Annotated in this window: 11 protein-coding genes; all 11 read right to left on the bottom strand. The window is 62.7% G+C overall.

The genetic code is table 11. The annotated features are described in order from the left end of the window. Window positions 1-55: 55 nt before the first annotated feature. The 11 genes from NOX35_RS07495 to NOX35_RS07445 all read right to left on the bottom strand — a co-directional run bounded on the left by NOX35_RS07495 (window position 56) and on the right by NOX35_RS07445 (window position 12,886). Window positions 56-1,234 carry an acyl-CoA dehydrogenase family protein gene (locus tag NOX35_RS07495; RefSeq protein WP_256496256.1) on the bottom strand — a complete coding sequence of 393 codons (1,179 nt, stop codon included), beginning with the start codon at window positions 1,232-1,234 and terminating at the stop codon, window positions 56-58. Beyond that, window positions 1,231-2,370 carry an acyl-CoA dehydrogenase family protein gene (locus tag NOX35_RS07490; protein ID WP_232538140.1) on the bottom strand — a complete coding sequence of 380 codons (1,140 nt, stop codon included), beginning with the start codon at window positions 2,368-2,370 and terminating at the stop codon, window positions 1,231-1,233. Before NOX35_RS07490 ends, NOX35_RS07495 begins: the two co-directional genes overlap by 4 nt. Window positions 2,371-2,439: 69 nt before the next feature. Beyond that, on the bottom strand, window positions 2,440-3,315 hold the full coding sequence (locus NOX35_RS07485; protein ID WP_256496255.1) for an SDR family oxidoreductase: 876 nt from the start codon (window positions 3,313-3,315) through the stop codon (window positions 2,440-2,442). Window positions 3,316-3,374: 59 nt separating this feature from the next. Continuing rightward, a complete protein-coding gene (locus NOX35_RS07480) occupies window positions 3,375-4,964 on the bottom strand; it encodes an amidase (RefSeq protein WP_371878523.1) in 1,590 nt (529 codons plus the stop codon). Beyond that, window positions 4,965-6,530: an amidase gene (locus NOX35_RS07475; protein ID WP_256496253.1), complete on the bottom strand. Its 1,566-nt coding sequence runs from the start codon at window positions 6,528-6,530 to the stop codon at window positions 4,965-4,967. A 95-nt stretch (window positions 6,531-6,625) separates the two neighbouring features. After that, a complete protein-coding gene (locus tag NOX35_RS07470) occupies window positions 6,626-7,780 on the bottom strand; it encodes an acetyl-CoA C-acetyltransferase (RefSeq protein ID WP_256496252.1) in 1,155 nt (384 codons plus the stop codon). Further along, complete coding sequence (locus NOX35_RS07465) at window positions 7,777-8,916, bottom strand: acyl-CoA dehydrogenase family protein (protein WP_182286206.1); 1,140 nt, start codon at window positions 8,914-8,916, stop codon at window positions 7,777-7,779. Before NOX35_RS07465 ends, NOX35_RS07470 begins: the two co-directional genes overlap by 4 nt. A gap of 17 nt (window positions 8,917-8,933) precedes the next feature. Then, window positions 8,934-10,088, bottom strand: coding sequence for an acyl-CoA dehydrogenase family protein (locus NOX35_RS07460; protein ID WP_182286205.1), 1,155 nt, complete (start codon window positions 10,086-10,088; stop codon window positions 8,934-8,936). A gap of 28 nt (window positions 10,089-10,116) precedes the next feature. Next, window positions 10,117-10,875 (bottom strand): enoyl-CoA hydratase family protein, encoded by a 759-nt coding sequence (locus tag NOX35_RS07455; protein ID WP_182286204.1) that lies wholly within the window; start codon window positions 10,873-10,875, stop codon window positions 10,117-10,119. A gap of 23 nt (window positions 10,876-10,898) precedes the next feature. Then, on the bottom strand, window positions 10,899-11,987 hold the full coding sequence (locus tag NOX35_RS07450; protein WP_182286203.1) for a nitronate monooxygenase family protein: 1,089 nt from the start codon (window positions 11,985-11,987) through the stop codon (window positions 10,899-10,901). Next, window positions 11,984-12,886 carry an enoyl-CoA hydratase gene (locus tag NOX35_RS07445; RefSeq protein WP_182286202.1) on the bottom strand — a complete coding sequence of 301 codons (903 nt, stop codon included), beginning with the start codon at window positions 12,884-12,886 and terminating at the stop codon, window positions 11,984-11,986. The genes NOX35_RS07450 and NOX35_RS07445 overlap by 4 nt, the downstream gene beginning before the upstream one ends. Between the last annotated feature and the right edge of the window lies 1 nt (window position 12,887).

Raw genomic sequence — 12,887 nt, 5'->3', positions numbered from 1 at the left:
TTGGAGCCACTCAGCGTATTCACCTACTCCAATGACCGAGCACCAGGGCACTCGCTCAGCGCGGCATGCCCAGTGCGCGTTCGGCCATGAGGTTCATCTGAATCTCGTTGGTGCCTGCGTAGATGGTGTCGGCACGGCTGACCAGCCATAGCTGCTGCAAAGCGCTGAACGCCGGATCCTTGAGCACCAGTTCGCCCTGCTCGCCCAGCACATCCATGGCCAGCTCTCCCAGATCACGGTGCCAGTTGGACCATGCATATTTGGATACGGAAGCCACACGGAAGGGCGTGCTCTCATCGCTGGAGCGCAGCGCATGGGCGCGCAGAGTCTGCAGGCCCATATCGGCCTTGGCCAGGCGCTGACGGATCAGCGGATCGCGGGCCGCGCCATTGCGCCTGGCCAGGGCCAGGATCAGGTCCAGCTCATGACGGAAATGCGCCTGCTGGCCCAGAGTGGACGCACCGCGCTCGCAGCCCAGCAGATACATGGCGACCTTCCAGCCATCGCCCACGGGGCCCAGATGCAGGGTGCCGTCGGTACGTGCACCGTCGAAGAAAACTTCATTGAACTCCGAGGTGCCGGTGATCTGGCGAATCGGACGCACCTCCACGCCGGCCTGCTTGATGGGCACCAGCAGCAGCACCATGCCCGCATGGCGGGGGCTGGCAGTGCTCGCTCCGACCTCGTCGGTGCGAGCCAGCACAAACACCCATTCGGACTCATGGGCCCAGGAAGTCCAGACCTTCTGACCGTTGATCACCCATTCGCCCGTGGCCGCATCACGATGGGCTTTGGTACGAATGCCCGCCAGGTCGGAGCCCGCGCCGGGCTCTGAGTAGCCCTGAGCCCAATAGTCGGTACCGGCCAGAATGCCAGGCAGAAAACGCTGTTTCTGCTCGGGCGTGCCAAAAGCCATCAGCGTGGGGGCCAGCAGGGTCTCGCCAATGTGACCGATGCGGCCTGGGCCACCGCAGCGTACATACTCCTCGTGGAAGATGACTTGCTGGGCCAGCGGGGCGTTACGGCCGCCATACCGGGCCTCCCAGCCCAGCCCCGTCCAGCCGCCCTTGGCCAGCTCCTGCTCCCACTCCTTGGCCAGTTGTGCGTCATAACCCTCGGCCCCCAGACCGCTGGCATGCTTGAGCGGGGCGAACCGCCCTGCCAGATGTTGCGTCATCCATTCACGCACTTCAGCGCGAAAGGCTTCATTGATTTCCGACTCCTGCATCTTCATGCGGCCTCCGTCACGCTCTCGTCCAACAAACGCGCAGCCACCAGCTCGCGCCACTGCTCCACCGTGCCCATGCGCTGGCTGGATGCCTGCGCGCGGCGGAAGAACAGATGCGGATCAAACTCCCAGGTGAATCCCACGCCGCCGTGCAACTGAATGCTTTCACGCGTGGAAAAGAGAGCAGCCTCCGTTGCATCTGTGCGAGCTTGAGCCGCAAAGTAGCTCAGATCGCTTGTGCCGTCAGCGGTATCAGCTATGAAAGCTGCTGCATAGACGGCAGAACGAGCGGTCTCCACCTTCACCAGCATCTGCGCTGCCCGGTGCTTGACGCCCTGAAAGCTGCCCACGGCCCTGCCGAACTGCTGGCGCTCCTTGGTGTATTCCACAGCCAGATTCAGCGCGCGCTCGGCCACGCCGACCTGCTCAGCCGCCAAGCCGATGGCCGCCAGATTGCGCGTCTGCGCCCACAGGCTCCTGAGCGCCTCGCCATGCATCAGCACGGCAGCGCCGCTCAATCTCACATTAACGGCCATGACATCGGCACTGCTGCGTGTGGCGTCCACCGTCGCCAGCGCCTGCACGCTCAGACCTTCGGTCTTGGCATGCACCTCCAGCAGGCCCATCGAGCCGCAAGGCAGGGTAGCGGGCAGCAGGAACACATCGGCATGTGCGCCTGATCCCACCTGACTCCACTGGCCATTGAGCACCAGCGCATCGCCTTCGAGCTTCACGATCGCGGCCTCGGGCAGTTCGCCGCGCACCGTCATGCCCAGCACGCAGATCCGGCCCGAGGTGGCCAGGCGCTCCACCACGCCCAGGCCCTGCTCGGTCTGGCTCAACGCCTGCCACAAAGGCGTCACCGCGACAACAGCATCAAAAAACGGCACGCAGGCCAGGTGATAGCCCATCTGCTCCTGAAGCAGCACCAGCTCGCGCCAGCCCAGACCCATGCCACCTGCGGCTTCAGGCAGGGCCACGCTGCACCAGCCCATGTCCAGCACTTCCTGCCACAGGGCACGGTCCAGCCCGCCCTCGGTTTCAGAAACCTTGCGCACCTGCGCCGTGCTGCTTTTTTCCTGCAGAAACACCGCGGCGCTCTCGGCGATCATTTTTTGTTCTTCGTTCAGACTTAAATCCATGATGGCTCGCGTCCTGAGTTCTTCATCGAATGGGAAGGCCGGGCCCCATGCCCCGGCTGTTTCTTCTGTTTAGGTCCCGTAGACCTTCTGAGGGGCCTTGCCCTCGGCGATCAGTTGATCGACCACAGCTGACAGCTCGGCAGGCTCCCAGCGCGCCTGCTTGTCATTGATCTTGCCGGTGAACCAGCCGTCGGCCACGGACAGCTCGCCGCCCTTGGCTTCAAAGCAGCGGCCCGTCACATGCCTGGACTGGGTGCTGCCCAGCCAGACGACGATGGAGGCCACATTCATCGGGTCCCAGACGTCGAAGCCGGACTCGGGCTTCTTGACCATATCGGGCATGGCGCCTTCGGTCATGGACGTGCGCGCAGCAGGTGCCAGACAGTTGGCGGTGATGCCGTAGCGCGCCAGCTCCGCGGCCTGCACCAGAGTCAGACCGGCGATGCCGGCCTTGGCTGCGGCATAGTTGCTCTGACCGATGGAGCCTTGCAGGCCCGCGCCGGAGCTGGTGTTGATGATGCGCGCATCCACGTCCTTGCCGGCCTTCTTCTGATCGCGCCAGTAGCCGCCAAACACCTTGGCCATGCAGAAATGTCCGCGCAGATGCACGCGCATGACCATATCCCAGTCCTCTTCGGACAGGCTCAGGAACATGCGGTCACGCAGCACGCCCGCGTTGTTGACGATGACCTGCACATCGCCAAAGGCGGCCAGTGCCGCATCCAGAATCGATTGCGCTCCGGCCACAGTGGTGATGTCACCCGTGTTGGCCAGCGCCTTGCCGCCAGCGGCCTTGACTTCCTCGGCCACGGCCTGAGCGGCTTCGGCACGGATGTCGTTGATCACCACATTTGCACCTTCTTGCGCGAAGGCCAGCGCATAAGCGCGGCCCAGGCCACCGCCTGCACCGGTGATGACGACGGTTCTCTGGTTGCAAATACCCATTTGTTTCCCCTTTTGCTTGCTGTGCAGAGCAGGCCCGCAGCCTGTCTGCGCTCTTGAAATCACGCCTTGAAAACCGACAGATCGGGCTGACGATGCGCCCAGGGAACGGCTTGTTCCAGCTGCGCTGCCAGCGCCAACAGGCGCCCTTCGCGGCCAAACGGCGCAGCAAAGTGCGCGCCTATAGGCAAGTTGTCCCTGGTCCAGTGCATGGGCACAGACATGGCGGGCTGGCCTGTCATATTGAAAAGCGCGGTATAGGGCGAAGCCTTGACGGCTTCGCGCGCGAATGAGTCATAAGGCTGGTCCAGCGTCAGCACACCCAACAGCGGTGGCGGCACGGCCATCACGGGAGTCAGGATCAGGTCGTACTTGAGAAAGAAGCGGTCCAGAATCTGGCCGGCCGTATCGAAGTTGGTACGCGCCATCAGCATCTGCTCGGCGGTATAGGACCTGGCCTTTTCCAGATACAGCCAGTCCACCTGCTCCACCTCATCCTGGCGCACTGCGCGACCCAGCAGCTTTTCGCGTGCACGGATGCTGGCCATCATGCCCACGGATGTCACCACGCCCAGGCCCGAGAACACCTCAGCCACAGGCAACTCCGGCATGTCTTCCTCGATTTCATGTCCCAGCGCCAGGCAGGCCTTGATGGCCTTGTCCACCGCCGCCTGGCAGTCCGCATGTACGGGAATGCCAAAGTAGTTTCCGGTCCAGACGGCGATCCTGAGCTTCTTGGGCGCCTGCTTGAGGGCATCCAGATAGCTGCCTTCCACGTCGCGCGGCGGCACGGTGCGCGAGCCAGGCTCACGCCCCTGCGTCAGATCGAGCAGGTGAGCGCTGTCGCGCACGCTGCGACTGATGACATGGTTCATGGACAAGCCCATCCAGCCTTCCATATTGGCCGGACCGGCAGGCAGACGGCCGCGGCTGGGCTTGAGGCCGAACAGGCCGCAGTGCGAAGCGGGAATGCGGATGGAGCCGCCTCCATCGCTGGCATGGGCCACGGGCACAATGCCTGCGGCAACCACCGATGCCGCACCACCCGAGGAGCCGCCTGTCGTATGGGCAGCATTCCAGGGGTTGGGCGACTTGCCATAGAGCAAGGACTCGGTCGTGGGCGTCTGGCCGAACTCGGGCGATGCCGTCTTGCCGAAGATATTGAGCCCGGCCGCCTTGTAGCGTGCAACCAGGGTGCTGTCGTACTCTGCCACGGCCCCCTTGAAAAAGCGGCAGCCATTGGTGGTGACCGTACCCTTCAGATACTGGTTCAGGTCCTTGAGCAGAAAGGGCACGCCCCACATGGGCGCCCTGGCTGTGGCTTCGGCACGCGCAGCGCTGCCCAGAGTCGACATCTGCCTGGCCTGATCACGTGCCAGATCGTAGTCCTTGATGACCACTGCATTGAGCTTGGGCAAGGCCTGCGTGCGTGCAATCGCCGCCTCCAGCGCTTCCAGCGGCGTGATATCGCCCCGGCGGATCTGTTCTGCCCAGGCGTAGCCGTCCACCGCCGTCGCCTCATTTTTCTTCTGTGCAGCCACTGCCGGCATGGCTGCTGCTGCGGCCACGGCACCTGCGCCCTGAATAAAGCCGCGACGATCCACACCTTGATTCACTGATTCCATGCTCTCCTCCTTCTTGCTGCTGGGCATTCAAGCCTTGAGTGCGGACAGATCCGGCACGCGATGTGCCCATGGCAGTGCTTGCTCCAGCTGCGCCGCCAGGCGCAGCAGGCGGCCTTCGCCACCAAACGGTGCGACAAAGTGGGAACCCACAGGGAGGTGGTCTGCCGTCCAGTGCAGCGGCACGGACATGGCCGGATGACCGCTGATGTTGAACAGCGAGGTAAAGGCGGAGGAGTTCATGGCCTCGGCGGCATAGCTTTGATAAGGCTGATCGAGTCGCAGCACGCCCAGTTTCTGTGCAGGCACCACGGTGGTTGGCGTCAGAATCAGGTCGTACCTGGACAGGAATGCATCGATCAATTGCCCCGCCTTGTCGAAGCCTGCGCGGCCACGGTACAGATCCAGCGCCGAGGCCTTCTTCGCGGCCTGCAACGCGGCCCAGTTCAACGGCTCCATCTCGTCTTCGCGCACAGCGCGGCCCAGCTGCTTTTCACGGTATTCGATGGCGCTGAGCAGACCTGCCGACATGCCTGTACCCATGCCGCCAAAAATTTCGTTCACCGGCAGCTCTGGCATGGCCTCTTCAACAAAATGCCCCAGGGCCTCGCAGGCCTTGGCTGCTTTGTCCACGGCCTCCAGGCATTCGGCATGTACGGGAATCCCGAAGTAGTTCTTGCGCCAGACGGCAATACGCAGCTTGTGCTCGGGCTGGTGCATCGCTTCAAGGTAGCCGCGTGGAACATCAGAGGGAGGTCGCACTCGCGAGCCGAATTCGGGCCCAGCACTCAAGTCCAGCAGCAAGGCAGTGTCGCGCACGCTGCGGCTGATGACGTGGTTCACCGACAAACCCGTTGCGCCATCCAGCGCTCCCGGCCCTGCAGGCACACGTCCACGACTGGGCTTGAGTCCGAACAGGCCGCAATGTGCGGCCGGTATGCGGATGGAGCCGCCGCCATCGCTGGCATGGCCCACGGGCAGAATGCCGGCCGCCACCACAGCGGCAGTCCCACCGGAAGAACCGCCCGTGGTATGCCCGGTGTTCCAGGGGTTGGGCGTGACGCCGTAAAGCCTTGACTCTGTGGTGGTCGTCATGCCGAACTCGGGAGATGCCGTCTTGCCAAAGATGTTGAGACCCGCAGCCTTGTAGCGCGTCACCAGCGTGGAGTCCTGCGAAGCGACAGCATCCTTGAAGAAGCGGCAACCATTGCTGGTCACGGTTCCTGCCATGCTCAGGCCCAGGTCCTTGAGCACAAACGGCAGACCCCACAGCGGGGCTTTGTCAGTCGCCTGTTTGCGTGCATCGCGGCCCATGGCCGAGAGCTTCTTGGCATGCGCGCGGGCCAGTTCGTAGTCTTTGATGACCACGGCATTGAGCTTGGGCAAGGCTTCAACGCGCGCAATGGCGGCATCAAGAGCCTCCAGCGGCGTGACATCGCCTTTGCGCATCTGCGCTGCCATGGTGATGGCATCGGCCTGCGCAACGGTCCTGGTGCCGACTTGCGCTTGCGCTGCCGGCAGACCCAGTGCTGCCGCCGTGGCAGTTGCCCCGGCCAGGAATGCTCTGCGATCTGAATCCGTCGCTTTGTCTTGCATGTCTTTGTCTCCGTTGATTTTTTTGGACGACCTGCTAAACCGCTAACACCTGAACTCCAAGGCATGCAGGCACTGCGGTGCCTGCATCAGCGCCATCAGAGACGTTCGATGATGGTGATGTTGGCCTGACCACCACCTTCGCACATGGTCTGCAGCCCATAGCGCCCGCCCGTGCGCTCCAGCTCGTGCAGCAGTGTGGTCATGAGCTTTGCGCCCGAGGCCCCCAGTGGATGACCGAGCGCAATCGCGCCGCCGTTGACATTGGTTTTGGCATGGTCGTAGCCGGTCTCCTTGAGCCAGGCCATGACCACGGAAGCGAAGGCCTCGTTGATCTCGACCAGGTCGATGTCGGACATGGTCATGCCAGCCTTCTTGAGCGCATATTCCGTGGCGGGAATCGGAGCGGTCAGGTGCCAGATGGGGTCATCGGCGCGCACGCTCATATGGTGAATGCGGGCGCGGGGCTTGAGGTTGTAGCGCTTGAGAGCGGCTTCGGACACCACCAGCACGGCAGCCGCTGCATCGCAGGTGGAGCTGGAGACGGCTGCCGTGATGGAGGGATAGCTGGGGTCCACCGGCTCCAGCGTGGCCATCTTCTCCAGAGTGGAAAGGCGAGCCGTCTCGTCCATCCTGAAAGCGCCAAAGGGGGCGATTTCACGGTCGAAGCGGCCATCGGCAATCGCATTCAAAGCGCGGTCGTGGCTTTCCTTGGCAAACACTTCCATATCGGCACGACTCACACCCCAGTGGTCGGCAATACGCTGGGCGGCATAGAACTGGTTCACTGGCGCGTTGCCGAAGCGGGCCTGCCAGCCCTTGCTCTCGGCAAACGGCGTGGTAAAGCCCAGGGGCTGGCCGGCGAGCATGGCCGAGGAGATGGGAATGGCCGTCATGGTCTGCACACCACCGGCCAGCACCACGTCCTGCGTGCCGCTCATCACGGCCTGGGCCGCAAAGTGAATGGCTTGCTGGGAGGAGCCGCACTGGCGGTCGATCGTGGTGCCGGGAACGTTCAAGGGCATACCGGCTGCCAGCCAGGAAGTGCGGGCAATGTCGCCGGCCAGGGAGCCGATGGTGTCCACGCAGCCAAAGATCACGTCGTCGTAATCGGCTGCGGGAATGTCGTTGCGCTCGACCAGCGCCTTGATCACATGGGCGCCGAGGTCGGCGCCGTGCACGGTGGCGAGAGAGCCCTTGCGCTTGCCGGTAGGAGAGCGCAGCGCATCAACGATATAGGCCTGGGCGCTCATGCAGCCACCTCTTCAGCAATGTTCTTCACCGCATCCTGCGCAGAGCAGGAGGCACATGAATCGATTTCTCGATCAAAAGTCGATCCGGGGCCCACGGGGGCATTGGGACTGCGCAGCAGCCCCTGAGTCAGGCGGGCCGCATGGTATGCCTTGTCGCCCCAGGCAGCGTCCAGTACCCAGGCGCGCTTCATGAACATCTGCAGATCGACTTCCCAGGTGTAACCCATGGCGCCATGGACCTGCAGACTGTTGCGTGCCGCAAACCAGCTCGCTTCGCTGCACTGGAGCTTGGCGTGCGAGATGCGCACGGCCAGATCGGGTTCGCCGTGCTGCAGCGCATAGAAGGCACGGTAGAGCACTGGTTTGGCAAACTCGATCTTGGTGACGATGTCCGACAGGTGGTGCTGCACGGCCTGAAAGCTGCCGATGACCTTGTCGAACTGCTTGCGCTGTGCCACATAGTCCACCGACAGGTCCAGCATGCGCTGGGCCAGGCCCAGCATCTGGGCAGCTGCGGCGAGTGCCCCGCGCTCGCCGGCAGTGTCCCAGACCTTCCGACCCTGAGCTCCATCGAGCAAGCGCGTGGCATCGGATGCCGTCCAGCGCACCCGTGACAGGCGGCGCGAGGAGTCGATGCTGCCCAGTGCCGTGATCTCGCACTGTGCAGGCCTGACCAGGTGCAGTTCCAGGCCGGTGGCCGTGGCATGGGGCAGCAACAGCACATCGGCCAGTGCGGCGTCCGCCACATTGGGGTTGACGGGATGGCCCACGGCCACGCGGCAGCTGCCTTCGGCAATCCTGGACAGCCAGACACGGCTCTCATGTCCTTGCGGCAATGCACTCAGCATGCCCACGGCCACATAGGCTGTGTCGGTCAAGGAATCGGGCAGAGCGTAATAACCCACTTCCTGCAGCAGCAGTGCCCAGTCCACATCGGCCATGCCCATGCCGCCATCGGCCTCGGGGGCGGACAGGCCCATCAGGCCTTGTTCTGCAATCCTGGCCCACAGCTCGGGGCTGCGACCGGTCGGAGTTTCCCAGATGTCGCGCAGCAGCTCGGGGGCTGCTTCGGTCATCAGAAAGCGGCTGATCGAGTCACGGAATGCGATTTGATCTTCGGTAAAGGTGAAGTCCATGGTTGTCTCCCTGCCGATCAGGATTTGGGCAGACCCAGCATGCGCTGAGCGATGATGTTGCGCTGGATCTCGTTGCTGCCCGCGTAGATGGGACCGGCCTGCGAGAACAGGAAACCTTCAAGCCATTCGTTGGCCTCGGCGTCATCGATGAGCTCGGCACGCGCGCCCAGAATGCGCATCGCGGTTTCGTGAATCATGATGTCCAGCTCGGACCAGACAATCTTGTTGGTGCTGGCTTCGGCGCCAATCTGTGCGCCCTTGTTGAGGCGGCCTACCGTGTGATAGGAGGACAGCGTGTATGCCTCCGCCCCCTGCCAGGCACGCAGGACAGCGTCGCGAATGGAGTGGTCGCGGTCGGCATCGACCTGATTGCGCAGATACAGGTCCAGCAGCTTCTGCGCACTGCGCTGATAGCGGGCGGGAGAGCGCAGCAGCAGGCCGCGCTCGAAGCCGGCCGTCGCCATCGCCACATGCCAGCCCTTGCCTTCTGCACCCAGCAGGTTCTCCACGGGTACCTCGACATCGTCGAAGAAGATTTCGGCAAAGTGCTCGCGGCCATTGATGGCACGAATGGGGCGCACGGTGATGCCGGGCGTATTCAAGGGCACCAGTATGTAGCTCAGACCATGATGGCGGCTCGATGTCGGGTCGCTGCGGAACAGGCCGAACACCCAGTCTGCAAAGATGGCGCGGGTAGACCAGATTTTCTGACCGTTCAGAATGAATTTGTCACCCATGCGTGTGGCGCGGCTGCTGATGGCAGCCATGTCCGAGCCGGCGTTGGGCTCGGACCAACCCTGGGCCCACATATCGTCGCAGCGGGCCATACGGGGCAGAAAACGGGCCTTCTGCTCGGGCGTGCCGAATTCCATCAGCGTGGAGCCCAGCAGCAGAATACCGTTCTGGTTCACGCGGGATGGCGCATCGGCTGCCCAGTACTCTTCCTCAAATATCAGCCATTCGGTCAGGTCGCAGCCGCTGCCGCCCAGGTCCTTGGGCCAGGTCACGGCGCTGTAGCCGGCGCTGGCCAACCTGGCTTCCCACTGGCGGTGCTGCTCGAACCCCTCTCGGGTGTCATAGCTCTGCAGTCGTTCCTTGGGCACATTGTTCTTGAGCCATTCACGTACCTGGGCACGGAAGGTCTTCTGCGCTGGGGTGTATGTCAAATCCATGGTTGTTTCCTCTTCGCGCTAGTGATGCTCAGAATTTGGCGTCGCGCTTTTCCACAAAGGCGCTACGCGTCTCGGCGGAATCTGGACTCATATAGGCTTGCAGGGTGAATCCCTGCTCCCAGCGGTATTTGTCTTCGAGATTGCCATCTTCGATGCCGGTCAGCGCCTCCTTGGCGATGCGGATCATGGCGGGGCTCTTGGCGGCAATCTTGTTGGCGATCTCCATGGCGACGTCGCGCAGCTGCTCACGGGGAACTACACGCTCTATGGCCCCCAGGCGCAGGGCTTCTGCCGCAGCGATCATCTCGCCCGTGAAGAACAGATAGCGGGTCTTCTGCACGCCGAACATGCGCTGCAGATGGGCGGCACCGCCCATGGCTCCTCGGTCCACCTCGGGCAGGCCGAAAGTGGCGTCTTCTGCGGCGATCACGATGTCCGATGCACCGCAGATGCCGATTCCGCCGCCCAGCACAAAGCCGTGCACGGCGGTGATGACGGGTACCTTGTTCAGGTGCACTGCCTTGAACGTGGCGTAGTTGCCTGCGTTCACATCGATGATGAGCTTGTCGTTGGTCGCTAGCTCCTTGATGTCCACACCCGCGCAGAAGCCGCGGTTCTCGGCACGGATGACGATCACGCGCACATCGGCTCTATCGCCCAGCGCCTGGATTTCCCTGGCCAGACCATTCCAGCCGGCGGCATTCAAGGCATTCACGGGAGCACGGTCGATCACCAGCTCTGCCACACCGTTGTCATGAATATTGGAGTGAAATTGTTGAGTGGACATATACCAGTCTTGTTGGCGTGTTGTTATGCGGGAGTCAATGCGTTCAATGCGTTGCGACGGTCCATGGCCTGGCGGACAATGCCGCCAATCACCTCCTCGCAGCTGTCGAGCCGGCCAATCAGAGCAGCCACCTGGCCGGCAGACATCACGCCCTCTGCGGGATTGCCGTCAACCATGGAGCGCTGCAGCAACATGGGAGCATTGGCAGCCATCACGGTCTGAGCCACGGAAGACGAGTCTTCGCGCATGGCCTTCATGAAGATGCTCAAGGCCTGGCCCGTGGTCATGCCGGTCTCGGCCTTCCACTGCAACGCCAGACTCAGGGCAATGCGCAAGCGCTTCACGGGACTGGCTTTTTCCAGCATGGCCAGATATTCGTTGGGGATCATGCGCTGGGGCATGCCATCGACCAGATGGGAGATGGCGATCTTTTCCGCATCCTTTGTAGCCAGATAGCGCTGCAGCGTGGCAGCGGGCACCTTGGAATCACTGGTCATCAAGAACCGCGTGCCCATGGCAATACCCGATGCGCCATAGGCCAGAGCAGCCAGCAGGCCACGGCCGTCATAAAAGCCGCCTGCAGCAATCACGGGCACATCGACCGCATCCACTACCTGAGGCAGCAGCACCGTGGTGGGAACGCTGCCGGTATGGCCTCCCCCCTCTCCCCCTTGCACGGTGATGGCATTGGCCCCCATCTCGATCGCCTTTTGAGCGTGCTTCAGAGCCCCCACTGTGGGCATGCAGACGATGCCGGCTTCGCGCAGACGGCCTATCACCTTCTTGTCCGGACCGCGGCCATAGCTCACAGCACGAAGACGGTATTTCACAGCCAGATCCAGCAGTTGCTGGGCATTGGGCTGGAACATGTGAAAGTTCAGCCCGAAAGGCTGATCATCGGTCTCGCGCTTGACACGCAGAATCTCGGCTTCGATCCTGTCGGCAGGAATGGTGGCACCTGCCAGGAAGCCAAAACCGCCAGCATTGGTCGTACCGATCACCAGATCAGCCCCCGCCACATAGCCCATGGCAGTCTGGATGACGGGATAGCGGCACCCCAGCAGGTCACAGATAGGAGTGCGCAGACTGCCCATATCGTTCATATTGCTCATGCCTTTGACTCTTCTTTGTTGGCCTTTGCCATGGACCTGGCGTCCTGGCCGCCCAGCTGCCCCATGCCCATCGCCTGACTGTGTGCGTGAGCAAAGTGGTGATAGCCAAAAGCCATGTCCATGGTGGAGCGCAGGCCCTGCAGCTCTTCAGCCTTGTTGACGACCATCTTGGTCAGCGCCAGGCCCAGACGCGGCTGTGCCGCCATGCGCTGGGCCATGGCATAGACCTGGTCCTCGAGCTCGGCACGCGACACCACGCGGTTGACCATGCCCATCTGATAGGCGCGTTCTGCCGGCATGCGCTCACCCAGCAGCAGGAACTCCTTGGCAATACGCGGATGCAGCTCGTGAGCGTGGGCGAAGTACTCCACACCGGGAATGCCCATGCGCACCACGGGATCCTGGAAAAACGCATCGTCACTGGCCACGATCAGATCGCAGACCCAGGCCAGCATCAGACCGCCCGCCACGCATGCCCCCTGCACCATGGCAATCATGGGTTTGGGTATCTCGCGCCAGCGCCGGCACATGCCCAGGTAGACCTCCTGCTCGCGGGCAAACAGCTGTTCGCCACCGGGCTTGTTGGTGTGATCCCACCACAGGTGCACGCGGTCAAAGGGCTTGTTGATGTCTCGCCCGGGCGTGCCGATGTCGTGACCCGCGCTGAAGTGCCTGCCCTCACCGCGCAGCACGATGACCTTGACGTCGTCGTCGTCGGTCGCCTTGCGCAAGGCTGCATCCAGCGCATAGGTCATCTGCGAGTTCTGCACGTTGTTGAACGTGGGTCGATTCATGGTGACCGTGGCAATGCCCTTGTCCACGCTGTAGAGAACGGGCTCGTCCGTTTCATAGACGGCCTTGTCCTCGCGTGCCACAAATTCGCTGGATGCATCATCCATA

It is taken from the genome of Comamonas sp. C11 (genome assembly GCF_024496285.1).
GTDB lineage: Bacteria > Pseudomonadota > Gammaproteobacteria > Burkholderiales > Burkholderiaceae_C > Comamonas > Comamonas testosteroni_F.
This window is presented reverse-complemented; position numbering and strand designations above follow the sequence as displayed.

Bases quoted from the DNA above. Each gene is read 5' to 3' on its own strand.
- NOX35_RS07450 (WP_182286203.1), bottom strand. From the start codon at position 11,987: ATGAGCAATATGAACGATATGGGCAGTCTGCGCACTCCTATCTGTGAC.
- NOX35_RS07485 (WP_256496255.1), bottom strand. From the start codon at position 3,315: ATGGGTATTTGCAACCAGAGAACCGTCGTCATCACCGGTGCAGGCGGT.
- NOX35_RS07460 (WP_182286205.1), bottom strand. From the start codon at position 10,088: ATGGATTTGACATACACCCCAGCGCAGAAGACCTTCCGTGCCCAGGTA.
- NOX35_RS07475 (WP_256496253.1), bottom strand. From the start codon at position 6,530: ATGCAAGACAAAGCGACGGATTCAGATCGCAGAGCATTCCTGGCCGGG.
- NOX35_RS07490 (WP_232538140.1), bottom strand. From the start codon at position 2,370: ATGGATTTAAGTCTGAACGAAGAACAAAAAATGATCGCCGAGAGCGCC.
- NOX35_RS07465 (WP_182286206.1), bottom strand. From the start codon at position 8,916: ATGGACTTCACCTTTACCGAAGATCAAATCGCATTCCGTGACTCGATC.
- NOX35_RS07445 (WP_182286202.1), bottom strand. From the start codon at position 12,886: ATGGATGATGCATCCAGCGAATTTGTGGCACGCGAGGACAAGGCCGTC.
- NOX35_RS07495 (WP_256496256.1), bottom strand. From the start codon at position 1,234: ATGAAGATGCAGGAGTCGGAAATCAATGAAGCCTTTCGCGCTGAAGTG.
- NOX35_RS07470 (WP_256496252.1), bottom strand. From the start codon at position 7,780: ATGAGCGCCCAGGCCTATATCGTTGATGCGCTGCGCTCTCCTACCGGC.
- NOX35_RS07455 (WP_182286204.1), bottom strand. From the start codon at position 10,875: ATGTCCACTCAACAATTTCACTCCAATATTCATGACAACGGTGTGGCA.
- NOX35_RS07480 (WP_371878523.1), bottom strand. From the start codon at position 4,964: ATGCCCAGCAGCAAGAAGGAGGAGAGCATGGAATCAGTGAATCAAGGT.